Origin of the sequence: Psychrobacter sp., from assembly GCF_049295055.1 — a bacterium.
Taxonomy (GTDB): Bacteria; Pseudomonadota; Gammaproteobacteria; order Pseudomonadales; family Moraxellaceae; genus Psychrobacter.
Map to the genome: position 1 here is coordinate 1 of NZ_JBAQQF010000089.1, position 17,190 is coordinate 17,190.

General features: G+C 43.8%; 17 protein-coding genes and 1 pseudogene. 15 read left to right on the forward strand and 3 right to left on the reverse strand.

Features of this window, described 5'->3' with window-relative positions; all coding sequences use genetic code 11:
* Positions 1–123: 123 nt before the first annotated feature.
* Positions 124–624, reverse strand: a pseudogene (locus WAZ74_RS13250) (response regulator); the annotation flags it as partial.
* 334 nt (positions 625–958) lie between these two features.
* Between WAZ74_RS13250 and WAZ74_RS13255 the strand changes: the two are divergent.
* The 11 genes from WAZ74_RS13255 (at position 959) to WAZ74_RS13305 (ending at position 11,715) form a co-directional block, all read left to right on the forward strand.
* On the forward strand, positions 959–1,243 hold the full coding sequence (locus tag WAZ74_RS13255) for a hypothetical protein (protein WP_422308774.1): 285 nt from the start codon (positions 959–961) through the stop codon (positions 1,241–1,243).
* A gap of 159 nt (positions 1,244–1,402) precedes the next feature.
* A complete protein-coding gene (locus WAZ74_RS13260) occupies positions 1,403–1,675 on the forward strand; it encodes a hypothetical protein (protein WP_422308775.1) in 273 nt (90 codons plus the stop codon).
* Between the two features lie 78 nt (positions 1,676–1,753).
* A complete protein-coding gene (locus WAZ74_RS13265; protein WP_422308776.1) occupies positions 1,754–2,371 on the forward strand; it encodes a c-type cytochrome in 618 nt (205 codons plus the stop codon).
* Between the two features lie 170 nt (positions 2,372–2,541).
* A complete protein-coding gene (locus WAZ74_RS13270) occupies positions 2,542–3,180 on the forward strand; it encodes a DUF411 domain-containing protein (RefSeq protein WP_422308777.1) in 639 nt (212 codons plus the stop codon).
* A 70-nt stretch (positions 3,181–3,250) separates the two neighbouring features.
* Positions 3,251–4,945 carry a copper resistance system multicopper oxidase gene (locus WAZ74_RS13275; RefSeq protein WP_422308778.1) on the forward strand — a complete coding sequence of 565 codons (1,695 nt, stop codon included), beginning with the start codon at positions 3,251–3,253 and terminating at the stop codon, positions 4,943–4,945.
* A 27-nt stretch (positions 4,946–4,972) separates the two neighbouring features.
* Complete coding sequence (locus WAZ74_RS13280) at positions 4,973–6,133, forward strand: copper resistance protein B (protein ID WP_422308779.1); 1,161 nt, start codon at positions 4,973–4,975, stop codon at positions 6,131–6,133.
* Between the two features lie 27 nt (positions 6,134–6,160).
* Positions 6,161–6,670 carry a DUF305 domain-containing protein gene (locus WAZ74_RS13285; protein ID WP_422308780.1) on the forward strand — a complete coding sequence of 170 codons (510 nt, stop codon included), beginning with the start codon at positions 6,161–6,163 and terminating at the stop codon, positions 6,668–6,670.
* Between the two features lie 165 nt (positions 6,671–6,835).
* Entirely contained in the window at positions 6,836–8,179 is a 1,344-nt protein-coding gene (locus WAZ74_RS13290) for an APC family permease (protein ID WP_422308781.1), read from the forward strand.
* Between the two features lie 30 nt (positions 8,180–8,209).
* On the forward strand, positions 8,210–8,359 hold the full coding sequence (locus WAZ74_RS13295; protein WP_422308782.1) for a hypothetical protein: 150 nt from the start codon (positions 8,210–8,212) through the stop codon (positions 8,357–8,359).
* Positions 8,360–8,599: 240 nt separating this feature from the next.
* Positions 8,600–8,878, forward strand: a complete 279-nt coding sequence (locus WAZ74_RS13300) for a DUF5676 family membrane protein (protein ID WP_422308783.1) — start codon at positions 8,600–8,602, stop codon at positions 8,876–8,878.
* A gap of 140 nt (positions 8,879–9,018) precedes the next feature.
* Positions 9,019–11,715 (forward strand): copper-transporting P-type ATPase, encoded by a 2,697-nt coding sequence (locus WAZ74_RS13305; protein WP_422308784.1) that lies wholly within the window; start codon positions 9,019–9,021, stop codon positions 11,713–11,715.
* A 28-nt stretch (positions 11,716–11,743) separates the two neighbouring features.
* Here WAZ74_RS13305 and WAZ74_RS13310 read toward each other — a convergent pair whose 3' ends face one another.
* Positions 11,744–12,655 (reverse strand): haloalkane dehalogenase, encoded by a 912-nt coding sequence (locus WAZ74_RS13310; RefSeq protein WP_422308785.1) that lies wholly within the window; start codon positions 12,653–12,655, stop codon positions 11,744–11,746.
* A 460-nt stretch (positions 12,656–13,115) separates the two neighbouring features.
* On the opposite strand from WAZ74_RS13310, the gene tatA reads away from it, so the two are divergent.
* The 4 genes from tatA (at position 13,116) to WAZ74_RS13330 (ending at position 15,957) form a co-directional block, all read left to right on the forward strand.
* A complete protein-coding gene (gene tatA / locus WAZ74_RS13315) occupies positions 13,116–13,400 on the forward strand; it encodes a Sec-independent protein translocase subunit TatA (protein ID WP_422308786.1) in 285 nt (94 codons plus the stop codon).
* A 71-nt stretch (positions 13,401–13,471) separates the two neighbouring features.
* Positions 13,472–14,794, forward strand: a complete 1,323-nt coding sequence (locus WAZ74_RS13320) for a hypothetical protein (RefSeq protein WP_422308787.1) — start codon at positions 13,472–13,474, stop codon at positions 14,792–14,794.
* Between the two features lie 237 nt (positions 14,795–15,031).
* A complete protein-coding gene (locus WAZ74_RS13325) occupies positions 15,032–15,421 on the forward strand; it encodes a DUF6122 family protein (RefSeq protein ID WP_422308788.1) in 390 nt (129 codons plus the stop codon).
* Between the two features lie 203 nt (positions 15,422–15,624).
* A complete protein-coding gene (locus WAZ74_RS13330) occupies positions 15,625–15,957 on the forward strand; it encodes a YnfA family protein (protein ID WP_422308789.1) in 333 nt (110 codons plus the stop codon).
* 73 nt (positions 15,958–16,030) lie between these two features.
* On the opposite strand, the gene WAZ74_RS13335 is transcribed toward WAZ74_RS13330, so the two are convergent.
* Complete coding sequence (locus WAZ74_RS13335) at positions 16,031–16,747, reverse strand: CHAP domain-containing protein (RefSeq protein ID WP_422308790.1); 717 nt, start codon at positions 16,745–16,747, stop codon at positions 16,031–16,033.
* Positions 16,748–17,190 lie beyond the last annotated feature (443 nt).

A 17,190-nucleotide genomic window follows, 5' to 3' on the forward strand; every position in this document is an offset into this window, starting at 1 on the left:
TGCTTGTTTTAGAATGTTGACGATCTGGTTGTCGCTAAAGCGGGTCTTTTTCATAAGAATCTCCTGCTGGTAGTTTAGCAGCTACTCTCTATTTCTAGGTGTTCTTATTTTTAGGGGGGATTACCGACGTTCTAGTAAAAATTGTAATAAAGCAAACTCTTTCGCAGTCAATTTGATGGCGGAGTCACCTCTATAAACGGTGCGTTTAGCAATGTCCATTTTCAGGTCAGCTATGTGCATGACGGCGCTTTTATAATCAGATTGATTGGCACGCCGTAACAAGCTTTTTATTCTGACAATCAGTTCAGCAAAAGCAAAGGGCTTGGTCAGATAATCATCGCCACCAATTTCAATACCTTTAATCCGATCGCTTAAATCATCTTTAGCCGTTAGAAATAAAACAGGCGTATGCTTTCCAGCAGCTCGGTAGCGCTGTATCAACTCAAAGCCACTGACGTCAGGTAGCATCACATCCATCAAAACCACACTAAAATCTTCAGTCATTAACGCATGATAGCCATCTAAACCTGTCATGTGATGATCCACAATAAAGCCGGCTTCCGTTAAGCCCTTTTTTATATACTCTCCAAGTTTTTGCTCATCTTCTACCAATAGCACTTTCATCGTCGCTTACCTTTATATCATTATAGTTGTTGACAGCTTATCACCAGCGTTATCAGCTTCTCATCCGTAAATTCCTCAAAAGCCCTTGTTATAACAGCGCTCTCTGGATAAAAGCAGGTGCTGGTTTTTGATTTTAATGACAAGAAGATGACAACGTTATGTTATTTCTAACAAACATGTAATATCCGTGTCATCTAGCTGTCAGCCTGCATTTAGTATTCTAAATCAACGCCGCATAGAGGCTTGTCTCTGATACGGATTGCTTCTATGCGTTGTTTCTATAAGCGGTTATACAACTTGAACATCCAATTAATTATCTTTTAAAAGGCTTTATATGAAAAGTTATCATTCATTAAGAAATGTCGCATTATTCTCTTTTTCTGTGCTAATCGGCATGTCAGCGGCAAATGCGCATACTACAAACTTAGATGCTTCTGTTCTTAATAATTGTGATGCGCTCACGAGTTTTGCAAAGAACGCAGATCATAATGATGCACAGATTTCTAGCGCGCAAACGAAAGGTTATGTCGATGCGAGAGTCGCTTGCCAGGTTCAGCACCAAGATCAACATTTGCAATCTGAAAAATATTTTGTGAAAAAATATAATAGCGAGAAGTAATACTAAAAGATTACTTGTGATATTGAAATCCAAATATGTGAAGATGACGACATTGTCATCTGAACGTCATCTACCAGTCAGAATGAATAAGGTATCATTTAGACTGGTTTAACAGTTATTGAATCTAATAGCCTTTAATCCAACCAATAGGAATTAATTATGTTGCAATTTAAATCACTGTCTAAATCAATCGCCATTACTGCCATCGCTCTTGTTGTATCAACTTCAGCGATGGCACATGATCCCAAAATGCATGCTGAAAAAGATCAGATGAACTGTGAGAAAATGCAAAAGCACATGCAGATGATGGGGAAAATGGATCATAGCAAGATGGACGTGAATGATCCTGCCATGAAAGCAATGATGGCTAATATGGGCAAAATGAAACAAATGTACCAAAAACATTGCGTGACTACTGACAGTAAATCTTAAAGATTTTAGCTCTGTTAAATAATAGCTCCTCTCTGACAACAGAGATAAATTAACGGAAATAAGTTTTTAGGAAAATATATGAAATTTTTATTGGGTGCGCTCTTTACCGTCTTTGTGGGAATCGTTGGCGTATTTGCGGTTGTCAGCAGCGGCGTTGTCAATGTGGGTGCCGACCAAGAGCATAGCCCAATGATGTTTAGCTTTTTAGAGACCGCGCGCAACCGTTCTATAGAAAATGCCAGTAAAGATATTGTGGTACCAGACTTAGAAAAGGTAGAGATGATTAGCTCTGGTGGCGCGGACTATAAGGATATGTGTGCAGGCTGTCACTTGTCTCCGGGAGTGGCACAAACTGACTTTAGCGAAAACTTATATCCAAAGCCGCCTAACTTTACTAAGGTTGATGTCGTTAAACGTTATCAAACTAAGGATGGTGCCAAGCAAAGCTTTTGGGCAATCAAACACGGCATTATGGCATCGGGTATGCCTGCATGGGGCGCGTCCCATGATGACGATAGAATGTGGGCGATGGTTGCTTTTATCAGATCGTTACCTGAATTAGATGAAAGCCAATACACGATACTAACCACTCGAATAGATGGCGATATAATGGACATGTCATTTGAAGGTGATATGAATATGTCGGACAGTGGTGGTATGAATATGTCGGGTGATGGATCTGGAATGCAGCATTAACCCGTTCTGAATATGAAAGCACCCTAACAGGTGTCCTTATTAACAATATCAACAATGCAGTGCTGAACGGTGCTGCATTTAATGTTTATAGCTAAGGACATCAGACTTCAAATATAGGATGCAAATTTTTAGAATATCGAGCATAACCATAGATATTTAGGGGTGATTTTATGAGACGTTACACACACATATTTTCTAATGGACATCACTGGTTATCTGGTCGTGTCCTTTTATTGATGGTGACATCGTCGCTCTCTTTAACGCTAGCCGCTTGCAGCCAATCTAATACCAGTGGCTCTGACTCACAGCCAGTACAAGCTGAGCCTGCTGCCGTCCAGAATGTACAAGTAAAAAATGACAAATTAACGCCGACAAGTGCTCCCGTTAACATCTCATCATCATTACTCAAAAATGTCTCAGCAACCGTTTATAAAGATGCCAACTGTGGCTGCTGTAAAGAGTGGGTAGGCTACGCAAAAGACAATGGATTAAGCGCAACCACGCATGATGTTACAGATTTATCCGTATTCAAGGATCGGTACGGCGTACCGCAACAGATGCGCTCTTGTCATACCACAGTGACGACCGATGGTTACGTCTTTGAAGGACATGTCCCTGCTAAGCACATGGCACAGTTCTTAGAAAACCCACCCGTAGGAGCCATTGGACTTGCCGTACCGAGTATGCCGGTTGGCAGTCCAGGTATGGAATATAAAGGTAAATTCATGCCTTATAAGGTAATGCAACTGAACAATGATGGCACTACAGAAGTCTATGCCGCTATTGAGTCTCCTCAGCAGCAACTGTAACTGAAGTATCTTGTAAACATGAGAAATATAAGCTTAACCACTATCTCGCAAATTAAATTAGGTCATCATTATGAATAAACAGAACATACTGAACCGCCGACGTTTTTTGACAGGGTCATCAATGGTCCTTGGGGCCTCAATGCTACCGACGATTGCCAGCAGTGCAATAGGTATGAGTCAGAATAATGCTGTCGTTAACAGTGACAAAAACTTGAATGAAGTACCTGTGTTAACTGGCAACGAATTTGACTTAACCATCAGCAAACAGCCTGTCATCGTTAATGGTAAAAAAACCATTGGAACACTTATCAACAACTCATTGCCAGCACCAACGCTTAAGATGCGTGAAGGCGATACGGTGGTGATACGCGTTCATAATCAGATGGATGAATCCACCTCTATTCATTGGCATGGATTGCTGGTGCCTTTTGAGATGGATGGGGTGCCTGGCATTAGCTTTGACGGTATTCCTGCGAACAGCACCTTCACTTATAAATTTAAGCTAAAACAATCTGGTACTTATTGGTATCACTCGCATACAGGCTTTCAAGAACAAACCGGTATGCGCGGCGCAATCGTGATTGAGCCTAAAGGACGAGAACGTCAGCCTATCGCAGAAGACCATGTCATTTTACTCAGTGATTGGACGAGCCGCAACCCGCATAATTTATTGAAGCTGCTTAAGCAACGCGCAGACTTTGATAACTATCATCTGCCAGACTTCAAACAACTGCTTGCTGATATTGCCGAAACAGATATGAAAACCGCGTTTGATAAGCGCAAAATGTGGAATCAGATGCGCATGATGCCCACTGATTTCACTGACTTATCTGGCGAAAATACCTTTACCTATCTTATGAATGGTAAAACCACCGCAGCCAACTGGGTACAACTCGTCAAAGCAGGACAGCCGGTTAAACTTCGTTTTATCAATGGCTCAGCGCAGACCATCTTTGATGTGCGTATACCGGGTCTCAAAATGACTGTGATCTCAACCGATGGTAATGATGTCGCACCAGTCGCTGTTGATGATTTCCGCATTGGCGTTGCCGAGACTTATGATGTCATCGTCACGCCAACCAAAGATGCGCATACCATATTTGCCCAAAATATAGACCGTTCAGGCTATGTCGCGGCAACGCTTGCCACCAAAGAAGGCGCTCGTTCTGCAACGCCTTCCATGGACAAGATTGAATGGTTGACGATGGCAGATATGATGGGCGCTATGGGTGCTGATGGTTATAAAGCTAAGCATGCCAAAACAGAATACGACTTTAAGTCTGATATGCGGGTGGACAGTCCACGTATGAACCTTGATGACCCAGGCATCAACTTGCGAAAAATTGGCAGGAAGGTACTGGCTTATAGCCAACTGCGTTCTGTCGATGAGGTAATATTCGCTGAGCAAAGGAAGCCTACTAGAGAGATTGAGCTGCATTTGACCGGTAATATGGAGCGTTATATCTGGGCGTTAGACGGGGTCATGTTTAAGGATGCGACACCAGTCAACATTAAGCCTAATGAGCGCGTACGCATTACCTTAGTCAATGACACTATGATGAATCACCCGATGCATTTACACGGGATGTGGAGTGATCTGCGCGCGCCTGACGGTGAGTTTCAGGTACGCAAGCATACTATGATGGTGCAACCGGCACAAAAAATTAGCTTTGACGTGACAGGAGAGGCTGGCCGATGGGCTTGGCATTGCCATCTGCTCTATCACATGGAAGCCGGTATGTTTAGAGAAGTGGCCGTCGTTTAAGTAACGCTTTGATAGGTGAGAGATGAGATGAAAATACGTAACGTAAGTTTTAATATGGCTGTATTGCCAGTATCTGTTTTATCGGTATCTGCTTTATCAGTAATGATGTGGCTAGCCATGCCTTTGGCGAATGCGGCAGAAACCAAAGATTCTACGAATAAGATGAAAGTGCCAGACAGTGATATGTCAGAAATGGACATGTCGAGCATGGATCATAGCAGTATGGATATGTCAGAGATGGACATGTCGGGCATGGATCACAGCAGTATGGACATGTCAGAAATGGACATGTCGGGCATGGATCATAGCAAAATGGATATGTCAGGCATGGACATGTCGGGTATGGATCATAGCAAAATGGATATGTCAGGCATGGACATGGCAGGTATGGATCATAGCAAAATGGATATGTCGGGTATGGACATGGCAGGTATGGATCATGGTAGCATGAGTATGGATATGTCTGGTATGCAAGGTGGTGAGGCGCCACCTGATGCTCGAAGTCCTGACTACTCAAACGGTGTTCCCTACGGACGCTATGGTAAGCCGATGATGATGGGTAGCATGCCATTATGGGGCGTTTTGGTAAATGATTTAGGCTATCAGTTTGATGATGATCAGATTAATTACGAGGCAGAAGCTTGGTATGGTACAGACGGCAATCGTATATCTTTACGTAGCGAAGGTAGTGTTAAGACCAAGGACGATAAAGATATTGATAGCCTGACTTCACTGTCTTATTGGAAACCGTTCAGTATCTTTTGGAATGGTGAGGCCGGTATCGCCTACGATACTAAAAATGATAAGTCTGCAGCGATGGCAGGCATTGTAGGTACTATGCCTTACTTCATTGAAACGGATGCGAGAGCCTATGTATATACCGATGGTCAAATTCGGCTTGATCTTGGCGCAGAGTATGAGTGGCGTTTAAATCAGCATTGGGTGGTCGTACCAGAGGTGGGTCTGACTGCGTTTAGTAAGAATGATGTCGATAACGGTATTACTAAAGGTTTTAATGATTTGGATACTGAAGTTAGGCTCACTTATGAAACCCTAAATCGCCAACTGGCTCCTTATGTAGGGGTTAGTTATGAGACAGCTCTTGGAAGTGCTCGTGATCAACGGCGACAAGACAATGAATCTGTCGATAGTAGTAGTTTAACTGCAGGTGTGAGATTTTGGTTTTAGCATTTACCTATTTAAAGAGGCCATATTATGAATACTGCTAACAATACTGCTAACAAAGGGAACATGAATCATCAAAGCCATCAACAAAAGCAGATGAATCCTTATTTAAAATTCACCTTGATGATTGTAACGTCTACTATCGTGATGTTTATCATGATGTATTTTAATACCTATAAAGTGGATCATGTTTATTTTAGTGAGACCCGAGCCTATATGGCACTCTATATGGGCGCGGGTATGGCAGTGGTTATGCTAGCCTTTATGAATAATATGTATACAAAGACCAAGATAAATCTACTGGTTTATGGCCTAAGTGTAGTGATGTTTGCTGTCGGGCTTTGGGGCGTTAGATCGCAGCAAACGGTCGATCAAGTCGATTGGATGCAAGCGATGATACCGCATCACTCTATTGCAATTTTGACCAGCTCAAGAGCGGATATCGAAGATCCGCGGGTACGAAAATTGGCGGATGATATCATTGAAGCGCAAAAGCGTGAAATCGCTGAGATGCAAGCGCTCATTGCAGAGCTGGAATAATGAGCTAGATTGATAGGAGTATTTTAAACTAAGAAGATTTCAAACAAAGAAAATAGTGATCTATCAAATGGTAGGTCCAAGCATATAAGTCTTTTTATTCAAAGCTATTTCCGCTGCAGATTTAAAATCCTACTCGTTAAAAAGGTAGTGAAAGGATAAATAGGCATGGAACAAAACAGAGATACTCGCTATCAAAAAGATAGCCTGACATTATCAGGAACAGTTATGCTAGGTACCGGTGTCATGATCGGTGCCGGTATCTTTGCACTGACTGGGCAGATGGCTCAGATGACAGGCTCTCTCTTCCCATTGGCTTTTCTAGCTGCTGCAATGGTTGTTTCTTTCAGTGCTTACTCCTACATCAAAATCTCTAATGCCTATCCGTCAGCTGGCGGCGTTGCGATGTACTTGCATCAGGCCTATGGAGACCGTTTACCGACCGGATTTAACGCGCTGCTGATGTACTTTTCTATGGTTATTGCGCAGAGTTTTTTGGCTAGGACGTTCGGGTCATATACCATGCAGCTGTTCGGCGGCGATGACAGCGGTCGCATGGTATCTATCCTTGGCGCAGCGCTTATTCTCGCCGCATTTCTGGTTAACCTGCTCAGTAATCGCTGGATCCAAGGGGTTGCCTCGTTTATCGGCATTCTAAAAATTGTCGGTATTATCATCTTTGGATTGGTTGGGGTCTGGCTGGCTGATAGCCTTGCAGTTGACGCCTCTACAGTGGGAGACACCAGTACTGTTGGTAATTTTCTTGGCGCAACGGCGCTAGGCATACTGGCATTTAAGGGCTTTACCACGATTGCCAACAGTGGCTCAGAGGTAAAAGACCCGCATCGTAATGTTGGCCGTGCCATTATAATCTCGATAGCAGTCTGCGTCGTGATTTACACGCTAGTCGGCTTCGCTGTAGCCAGCAACCTATCTCTTGCCGAAATTATTGAAACCAAAGATTACTCCTTAGCTGCCGCTGCACGCCCAGCACTTGGCGACTATGGTCTATGGTTCACAGTGGCAATCGCAATGGTAGCGACTGCTGGCGGTCTCCTTGCTAGTATCTTTGCAGTCTCGCGTATGCTTGCCATGTTGACCGAAATGAAGTTGGTACCCCATAGCCACTTGGGGATGCCAGGAAGTATCCAAAAGCACACACTGGTCTACACCGTAGTGCTGGGCTTAGCTTTTACGACATTGTTTGACTTATCACGAATTGCAGCGCTTGGCATTATTTTTTATCTCATTATGGATATCGCCATTCATTGGGGTGTTCTACGATACCTTCGTCAAGACATAAAAGCGGTAATATGGGTGCCTACAATAGCCATATTGCTTGATCTTTTGGTTCTCGGTGGCTTTGTCTGGATTAAACTGCATTCAGATCCATTTGTACTTGGCGTAGCAGTCGTTACTATCGTAGTAATTGCGACAGCTGAGCAGGTTTACCTCAAGTCGTCAGTAAGAAAAAAGTCTATCGAAAGGGATGCACTTACACACCACCATTAACGCTAATACTATCAGCTCGGGGAAAATAATATGATGAATGAAACGATGATGAACGGAACAATGATGCAGGGCATGGGCTGGGGAATGAGGATTGCCTGCCTGTTAGTTGCGCTACTATTTTTCGCCTTGCTCGTATTATCAATTATGGCGCTGCTCAAATATTTGCGCAAACCAAAGTAATCCTCATAATAAACCACTAAATCTAGCAGTAGAAAACAGTATTTAATTACTAATTGCATAGAGTCTAAATCTTTACCTATCGTCTTTAAAGCGTGACTTCATAACATACAATATGCACACAACAAGCAGGAAAAATGAGTTATGAATGAACTATTTGAACACGCTTGGTATTGAACGGACAGACAAACGGTCAGTTGGATCAGGCGTGGACTGCGTTATGCAATACCGAGGAGAGACAAAATGAAAGAATTAAATTCAACAGCGAATACTTTAAGAATTGCTCCTGTGGGCAACAGCGTGTCTTTGTTTCTGCTCATTAGCTATCTGTTGTGCATAGGCTTTGGTCTACTTGCACCCGAACAGATAAGCATGCATGAGGCTTGGGCACCGCTGCTACCTGGTTTTGAATGGTTAACTTGGTCAGGATTTCTGATTGGGCTTGTCGAATCCTATCTGTATGGCTGGTATTTTGCGATTGTTTTTGTGCCGCTATACCGCTGGTTTGCTAAAGCACGATAAATGCATCGTAGTCGGTTGATTTTCGACTTAAGTAGATCAGCTATATTTAGAATAAAGAGCAGTGCACTATTCTTGTATGGCATTAAAAACTGTCAATTTGACCCTAAACTATCATTATAATAAATAACGGGAACATAATCATGAAACACGATACGACCAATAATACTTCGGATAGTGAAGTCCATGATGGCTGTAACGGCACAGCGAATACGACTATAGAATCTAATAAAAATACCACTTACGATAAAGTGCCGATTAACTACAGTGGTACAGTCTATACCTGTCCTATGCATCCTGAAGTCAGAGACGTTGAAGATAGTGGCTGTCCGATATGTGGCATGGCACTCAACCCTGAAGAGTCGGTTGCCGAGATGGCTGAAATAGAAGAGAGTCATGCAAGCTGTCATGGCGATAACGATAGCGTTTCAAATACAGAAGCAAAGTCTGTAAGTGATGGTAAGTATGACAAAGTACCAGACGGTTATAGCGGAACCATTTATATTTGTCCCATGCATCCTGAGGTCAGAGATGTTGAAGGTAGTCGCTGTCCCTTATGTAATATGTTCCTCAAACCTGAAGAGTCGGTTGCCGAGATGGCTGAAACAGAAGACAGTCATGCAAACTGCCATAGTCATAACCACAGCACGTCGAATACAGAGTTAAAATCGGTAAAAGGCGGCAAGTACGATAAGGTACCAGCTGGCTACAGTGGAACTGTTTATACCTGTCCCATGCATCCAGAAGTGAGAGATGTAGAGAATAGCGGTTGTCCGATATGTGGCATGGCACTGGAGTCAGAGACGATTACTATTGGTGAGGAAGACACCTCAGAGCTCGACGATATGACTCGCCGTTTTTGGATATGCACGGTGCTGACCATACCGCTGTTTTTGTATGCAATGAGCCATATGGTAGGTATAAACCTAGACAACCTTATTAAGGGCGATATCTCTGGGCAGATTGCACAGTGGATACAGCTGGCACTTGCGATACCAGTGGTAGTATGGGGAGGCGCACCGTTCTTCCTCCGCGGTTGGCAGTCCATAAAAACCAGAAACCTGAACATGTTCACTCTGATTGCAGTGGGCGTAGGTGCTGCTTTTGGTTTCAGTCTGGTAGCAACATTCCTTCCGGGTATTTTCCCAGACAGCTTTAGAGACGCCACTGGCCAAGTTGGGGTTTACTATGAAGCGGCAGCTGTCATCGTCACCTTGGTGCTATTGGGTCAAGTTCTAGAGCTTAAAGCCCGAAGCCAGACCTCTGGCGCAATCCGAGCACTGCTTGAGCTGGCGCCACCAAATGCAAGGCGAGTGGATGAGAACGGCGTTGAGACAGAAGTCTCCCTTGACGAAGTTATCAGCGGTGACACACTACGGGTCAAGCCCGGAGAAAAGCTTCCGGTAGACGGCACGGTACTTGATGGTAGTAGCAGTATCGATGAATCGATGGTAACTGGCGAACCCATTCCCGTCTTAAAGGCTCAAGGGGATACGGTCACCGGCGGTACAGTCAACGGTACGGGAACACTATTGATTCAAGCGGTCGATGTCGGTGATGATACCGTATTGTCCAAGATCGTAAAGATGGTTGCTGAAGCCCAGCGCAGCCGTGCGCCCATACAGAAATTAGTAGATAAGGTAGCAGGGTGGTTCGTGCCGATCGTCCTTGTCTGTTCTGTTATAACCTTTATTGTCTGGGCTATGTTTGGACCTGCGCCAGCAATGGCTTATGCATTGGTCAATGCTATCGCGGTATTAATCATCGCTTGCCCCTGTGCACTGGGACTTGCCACGCCGATGTCAATCATGGTGGGCACGGGTAAAGGGGCGCAGAACGGTGTACTTATCAAGAACGCTGAAGCGTTAGAGAGTATGGAAAAAGTCGACACTATCGTTGTCGACAAAACAGGCACATTGACCGCAGGTAAGCCCGAGCTCACGGCTATCGAAGCGCTTGGCGGCTTAGATGAGAATGAGCTGCTTATACTTGTCGCAGCGGTAGAGACTGCCAGCGAACATCCTTTAGCAGAAGCTATCGTCAATGCGGCAAAGGCAAGATCTCTCGATATGGTCAAAGCAAGCGATTTTAGCTCCACCACAGGTGAAGGCGCGCAGGCGCTGGTTAATGGTAAACAAGTAGCCGTAGGCAATTCTAAATTCATGCAACGTCTCAATAGTTTTGACAGTGCGCTTTCAGAACGTGCCGACATACGTAGGAAAGATGGCGAAACCGTCATGTTTGCCGCCGTAGATGGGCAAGCCGCTGGTCTAATCTCAGTGGCTGATCCGATCAAGCCGAGTACTAGTGAAGCGATATCACTATTGCACAAAGCTGGACTGCGGGTGGTTATGCTAACAGGTGACAATGAGATAACGGCTAAAGCGGTTGCTAGCAAATTGAATATTGATGAAGTGCATGCGGATGTCTCTCCAGAGGACAAGAACCGTATCATCAAAGAGCTACAAAGTAGCGGCAAAGTCGTAGCGATGGCGGGAGACGGTATCAATGATGCGCCCGCGCTTGCACAAGCTGATGTCGGTATTGCTATGGGCACAGGTACCGATGTGGCTATGGAAAGTGCTGGCATCACGCTAGTGAAAGGGGACTTAATGGGTATTGTGAGAGCTTATAAACTAAGCCATTCAACTATGCGCAATATTAGACAGAATTTGTTCTTTGCGTTTATCTACAACGCACTTGGTGTACCGATTGCTGCTGGTGTGCTGTACCCATTCTTCGGAATTTTACTCAGTCCAATGATAGCAGCCGCCGCTATGAGTCTCTCTTCGGTGTCGGTTATTGGTAATGCATTAAGATTACGTCGTCTGAAGCTTTGATATGCCGTGTTTGTTAAAGGGTGGCAAGTTATGTAGGGTTATCATGAATAAACTGGAGTAAAAGCTCTGCCACTTTTTCGCCTTGGTCTTCTTGCAGAAAATGCCCACCGTTGACAATAGTGGTATGGTTTTGGCCTTTGGTTCCGGGAATGATTTTTTGCATTACCCGATCACCGCCGGTAGTGACGGGGTCGGAATCGCTGAATAGTGTAATGAAGGGCTTTGTCCACTTGCTCAGTTCAATCCACGCAGCACGGTTATTTTCCGAGGCAGGGTCATCTGGTGTCGTAGGTACGAGCAGCGGGAACTGTCTGGCGCCTTCCTTATATGACTCATCAGGAAATGGTGCATTGTAAGCATCGATTACTGCCTGTGGCAGCTCTGTGGTGGTACCGCTCTTGATGGTGCCTCCGACATTAAATTGCGGGGTTTCCTGTGAGAATTTCTGCCACTTGCGAAAACCTTCTCCTGGGTCGTGATCACCAGTAGGGAGCATGGTATTGCCAGCGGCTACTCGAGCAAACCGATTTGGATGTGCTGCAACCAAGCGCAGGCCAATGAGGCCACCCCAGTCTTGACAAAACAGGGTAATGTTCTTCAAGTCTAACTGGGCAAGTACCGATTGCATCCAGTCGACATGTCGCTGATAAGTGTAGTCAGTACGGGACGCAGGTTTGTCTGAGCGTCCAAAACCCGGCAGGTCTGGCGCAATAACGCGATGTCCTGCTGCGGTCAATACTGGGATTATTTTTCGATACAGATAACACCATGAAGGCTCACCATGTAACAGTAATATTGGATCGGCATCTCTTGGGCCTTCGTCGAGGTAATGCACTCGCAGTTCGCCTCCTTCGCTATCGTCGACCATTAGATAGTTTGGAGCAAAGCCATAATCGGGCAGGTTCGCAAAACATGAATCAGGGGTTCTAAGCGTTTCCATATGTCATCCTTGTGTTGGGTAAATAACCGCGTATTCTTACGCAGCTGCCGAAAACCCGGCCTATTATTGAGGCCTTAAACTAAGCGGTTATGGTTGACCAGTTCTCACTTAGATGCATCAAATGTGGTTCAAAATTAGAGTTGTGTCGTCTTCGACGACAACCATATTTTAAGCCAGTTGCTAGCTGTGTCAGCAGAGGTACCTACCGTAACCGCAAACTTGCTTGACGCGTTTCCAAAAACATTTTGAATGAAGACTATACCGCACAACCCTTTGTGCCTGCAACAGAGCGATCACTAAAAACCGACGACACTGTGACAGTAGGAAAAGAGGATGCTAGACCGTTACAGACTTGGCCGTTAGAAAATATATCCACTTTAGAATGTCAGTACTGTAAATTTTCTGAAGCATAGTTACAAACAATGCTTTTATCAAAATCTCAACATATAAGGATAACGTGATGGGTAGTTTTTCAATTACACATTGGCTGATTTTATTGGTGGTAGTGGTTGTCGTATTTGGCACTGCTAAGCTTAAAAATGCGGGTAAAGATTTAGGCGGCGCGGTCAAGGGTTTTAAAGAAGCGGTCAAAGATGAAGAGACCGAACACGCACGTAAGAATCGAGTGCTTGATCATAAAAATAGTACGTCAACTTTAGATATCGACTCAAATACGCAGGCAGGCACTCAGGTTGACGATATAGAAATCAGACCTGTTACCATTGATGATAAGCATAAAATATAAAAAGTGCTATTAGCTGGCGATACTCACTAGAGCATGTCAGCAAAATTACTCTACTTAGCGACGGGATTTGAATGCAACATCTAGCCAGTAATAATGACAAAATGAATGATACTCTCGCAAATGATAACCTTGCAAATGATAATCTTGCAAATCGACTCAATCAAGAGTGCTATTGCATTACTCTCGATCGTAAAGCACTCAATACAAGCTTACAAAATCAATTGGCGGAAACTGGAAATGAGCTAATAGCAGCAGAGCAACTTGATAATCTTTTTTCAACGACACCAATATTCGTTCCCAAAGCAGAAATAGAGACAATGGTGCGGGTCGTTGAGTCAATCGAATCGGCCGCTGAACTGCCGTCGTATCAACAGCAAGTACTATCGTGGGCGCCAGAAATTGCTGCTTTTAATCCCGGTCCAATAGGGGCTCTCATGGGCTACGACTTCCACTTGGGTAGCGATGGGCCTCAGCTTATTGAGGTTAATACCAATGCAGGTGGTGCATTTTTAAACGTCTTACTCGCGCGTGCACAAAAACGCTGTTGTAACCCTTCCGAGCAGAGCGCTGCAACCAGTCACATGTTGGAGGGGTTTGAGACAGCTATATTTGATATGTTCAAACAAGAATGGCAGCGTCAATCTGCTGTTGCTATGCCTAACCGAATAGCTATCGTAGATAATGATCCTAAAAGTCAGTTCATGTTTCTAGAGTTTCAGTTGGCCTGTCAGCTGCTCCAAGCTAAGGGTATTGATACTATAATACTAGATCCCTCTGAACTCGAATATGTCGATGGTGCGCTGACAGCCCATGGACAGAAAATCGATATGGTCTACAATCGATTGGTCGACTTTACGTTTGAGGAGCCTGACCAAGCGCTGCTTAAGCGTGCGTATCTAGAAGGCGCTGTGGTGGTAACGCCTAATCCTCATGTACATGCTATGTTGGCCAATAAGCGCAACCTGACCTTGTTATCCGATTCGCAAACACTACGCGCTTGGGGACTGAATGAAGCTGCAGTGGGATATCTAGAAAATTCTGTACCAAAGACTCGTATGGTTTTGAGAGATGATGCAGCGGAATTATGGCGTACTCGACGAGACCTGTTTTTTAAGCCAGTGGCTGGTTATGGAAGCAAAGGCGTCTATCGCGGCAGTAAGCTGACTCGACGCGTCTTCGAGAATATTTTGGATGAAGATTATATCGCCCAAACCTTCGTTCCTGCAGGAGAGCGAGCGCTAAAAATCGATGATACCGTAACGACGAGAAAGGTGGACATACGTCTTTATACCTATGGTGGACAACTGCTGCTACCTGCTGCGCGTGTTTATCAAGGTCAGACAACTAACTTCCGCACGCCAGGGGGTGGGTTCGCGCCTGTCTTTCAGGTGTGATTGTGTGGGTCTGATTGCTTAGTTAATGTCTGCCAGTCAGCTGTTTCTACTACTATAGTTTACGCACATTAAAAGTAATACAGCGTAACTGGTATTTATTTTTTGCAGCCTCTGTCAGCGTAGACACAGCAAGCAAGAAAAATTTATACCAGTTGCGCAGCGCAATAATATGTATTATTTTATTTATTATTAGTTATAACGCACTGTTTAAAACGTCATATTGAACTGGAAAAAACGATGACTCAGACCGTTATCCATTATTTTCTACATTTTGGCATGCCGTTGATTATTGCTTATCTATTTTTTCGTGAAGACTATAAGCGCGTCTACCTCATACTATTGGCAACCATGCTAGTAGACCTAGATCATCTGCTAGCCACGCCTATTTTTTCGCCCAATCGCTGTAGTATTAACTTTCATCCACTGCATACTTATTATGCGATGGCAGGATATGCGGCTATGCTATTTTTACCAAAGCCTTATAAAATCATTGGTTTAGGATTATTATTACATATGCTAACCGATTTAAATGACTGCGTGATGACCTATCTTAATTGTCCACAGTGCTTAATTGAGGCGCCTGCCCGTGAGTTAGTAGCGTGGTTAGGCAGTAAGTTTCGGGGTTAGATAGTAGATGTAATAACGCATAGGATATAAATTAGCATCAATATCAGATGTTATTCAACCCTTATGTTTCTGATACTCACTAGGCAAACCCAGAAGTAATAAATATTCCTGTAAGCTTTATGAGTTATTCCCTATAAAGATATTAAGTTCAAGTAAGATAGGCATGGTCTAATATTTACTGGACAACTAAAGGAGGAGTTTTTTTGTCTGAACTAAAAACAGTTGGGCTTTTTGCCCTTACTGCACTAGCAGAGATTGTAGGTTGTTACTTACCGTACCTATGGCTGCGAGAAGGTAAGTCAATATGGCTTCTTGTCCCCAGTGCACTTAGTTTGGTTGCTTTTGTATGGTTGTTAACTTTGCATCCAACCGCTGTAGGCAGAGTTTATGCCGCTTATGGTGGCGTATATATTACGATGGCGATTCTGTGGTTATGGGCCGTTGATGGTATTAGACCAACGACATGGGATATATTGGGTTCATCAGTGGCACTTCTAGGTATGGCTATTATTATGTTTGCACCGCGCAGCACATAGCCCATTAATCAAAGCTTTTCGATGCTGATTAACGAACTTCATCCACTAGGAAGTGATGTTGGCCCATTAGGCCTTATTTATCAGCCATAGCAAGGTAGATGCCACGGTCTGATGCGTCATCAACATACTTTGAATCGCGCCAGGTTGTATAGGCATAGACACCACTGTATGGGCTAATGCTATTCTGACGGAAGTCAGATATCCAGTCCTTACCATCAAAAATTTGAATATGGCCATTTGGACGCTTTGATGAGCGATCATAAACAATAATATCACCTACTTGGGTTGGCATATTATTGCTGATTTTACTGAAGCCTGCTTTATCAAGCGTGCCAAGAGTAGCGTACTGATAAGCTGAAGGATTAGGTGCAAACTCGTAACCTGCAGATTGTAGTGCTTTGCGTACATAGCGAGCACAATAACCTGAGCTTCTAGACAGGGCAACACGTGAGGCGCGAGCGGCGGCGATAGCAGGTGCTGAATTGCTATCAGGAACCTTATTAACTTGCTGCTGCTGTTGTTCAGTATATAAACGGCTGTTCAGTGATGAAAGTTGACTTTCTTTTTGCTGAGCTTGCGCACTTAAATTGCTAATGGCTTGACTGATTTCGTCGTTACTAGAAACATAAGCACCACTTTTGGTGCTATAGGTGTTTTGCGAAGAACCATAGTTCGATGCCGCAGAAATATAGGTGATGGTATTACTTGTTTGAAAGGTCGTCACAGCAGCACCACTTGTTTGTGCGATGCTTATTCCAAGTACTGACAAAATCAATAAAGTTTGTTTCATGAATTTACTACCTATAATTAATACAAAATAGCCTGTCATCCATAACAGAGCAGTCAATTACACTTAAACAACTCAAGCATGTAAACGTCTTGCCAACTAATACTACAAACTCTTTACCTAAAGAGTAGCCAGCGTCACTACCAACCTTGTCGAACTCTTACAAAGCCAATGAAAATCAAGGCCTTGGCCAAAATACAAAGCAGACTTTAGCACAGGCTATAAAGCATGTCACTACTATTAAAAATATCGGAAGCACCATTTTTACCCTGATTAAATAGTTAAAAACTACTATATTACAATGTAAGTTCGTGTAACTTATGAGCTATGCTGAAGAAACCGTACAAGTAAACTTGGTAAACTAAGCATATTCCTAGGAGTTTACCATGATCAAGAAAATCAGAAGCTACAGTGCAGAATTCAAAGCCGCAGCCGTCAAGAAGATA

Bases quoted from the DNA above. Each gene is read 5' to 3' on its own strand.
- WAZ74_RS13255 (WP_422308774.1), top strand. From the start codon at position 959: ATGAAAAGTTATCATTCATTAAGAAATGTCGCATTATTCTCTTTTTCT.
- WAZ74_RS13260 (WP_422308775.1), top strand. From the start codon at position 1,403: ATGTTGCAATTTAAATCACTGTCTAAATCAATCGCCATTACTGCCATC.
- WAZ74_RS13265 (WP_422308776.1), top strand. From the start codon at position 1,754: ATGAAATTTTTATTGGGTGCGCTCTTTACCGTCTTTGTGGGAATCGTT.
- WAZ74_RS13270 (WP_422308777.1), top strand. From the start codon at position 2,542: ATGAGACGTTACACACACATATTTTCTAATGGACATCACTGGTTATCT.
- WAZ74_RS13275 (WP_422308778.1), top strand. From the start codon at position 3,251: ATGAATAAACAGAACATACTGAACCGCCGACGTTTTTTGACAGGGTCA.
- WAZ74_RS13280 (WP_422308779.1), top strand. From the start codon at position 4,973: ATGAAAATACGTAACGTAAGTTTTAATATGGCTGTATTGCCAGTATCT.
- WAZ74_RS13285 (WP_422308780.1), top strand. From the start codon at position 6,161: ATGAATACTGCTAACAATACTGCTAACAAAGGGAACATGAATCATCAA.
- WAZ74_RS13290 (WP_422308781.1), top strand. From the start codon at position 6,836: ATGGAACAAAACAGAGATACTCGCTATCAAAAAGATAGCCTGACATTA.
- WAZ74_RS13295 (WP_422308782.1), top strand. From the start codon at position 8,210: ATGATGAATGAAACGATGATGAACGGAACAATGATGCAGGGCATGGGC.
- WAZ74_RS13300 (WP_422308783.1), top strand. From the start codon at position 8,600: ATGAAAGAATTAAATTCAACAGCGAATACTTTAAGAATTGCTCCTGTG.
- WAZ74_RS13305 (WP_422308784.1), top strand. From the start codon at position 9,019: ATGAAACACGATACGACCAATAATACTTCGGATAGTGAAGTCCATGAT.
- WAZ74_RS13310 (WP_422308785.1), bottom strand. From the start codon at position 12,655: ATGGAAACGCTTAGAACCCCTGATTCATGTTTTGCGAACCTGCCCGAT.
- tatA (WP_422308786.1), top strand. From the start codon at position 13,116: ATGGGTAGTTTTTCAATTACACATTGGCTGATTTTATTGGTGGTAGTG.
- WAZ74_RS13320 (WP_422308787.1), top strand. From the start codon at position 13,472: ATGCAACATCTAGCCAGTAATAATGACAAAATGAATGATACTCTCGCA.
- WAZ74_RS13325 (WP_422308788.1), top strand. From the start codon at position 15,032: ATGACTCAGACCGTTATCCATTATTTTCTACATTTTGGCATGCCGTTG.
- WAZ74_RS13335 (WP_422308790.1), bottom strand. From the start codon at position 16,747: ATGAAACAAACTTTATTGATTTTGTCAGTACTTGGAATAAGCATCGCA.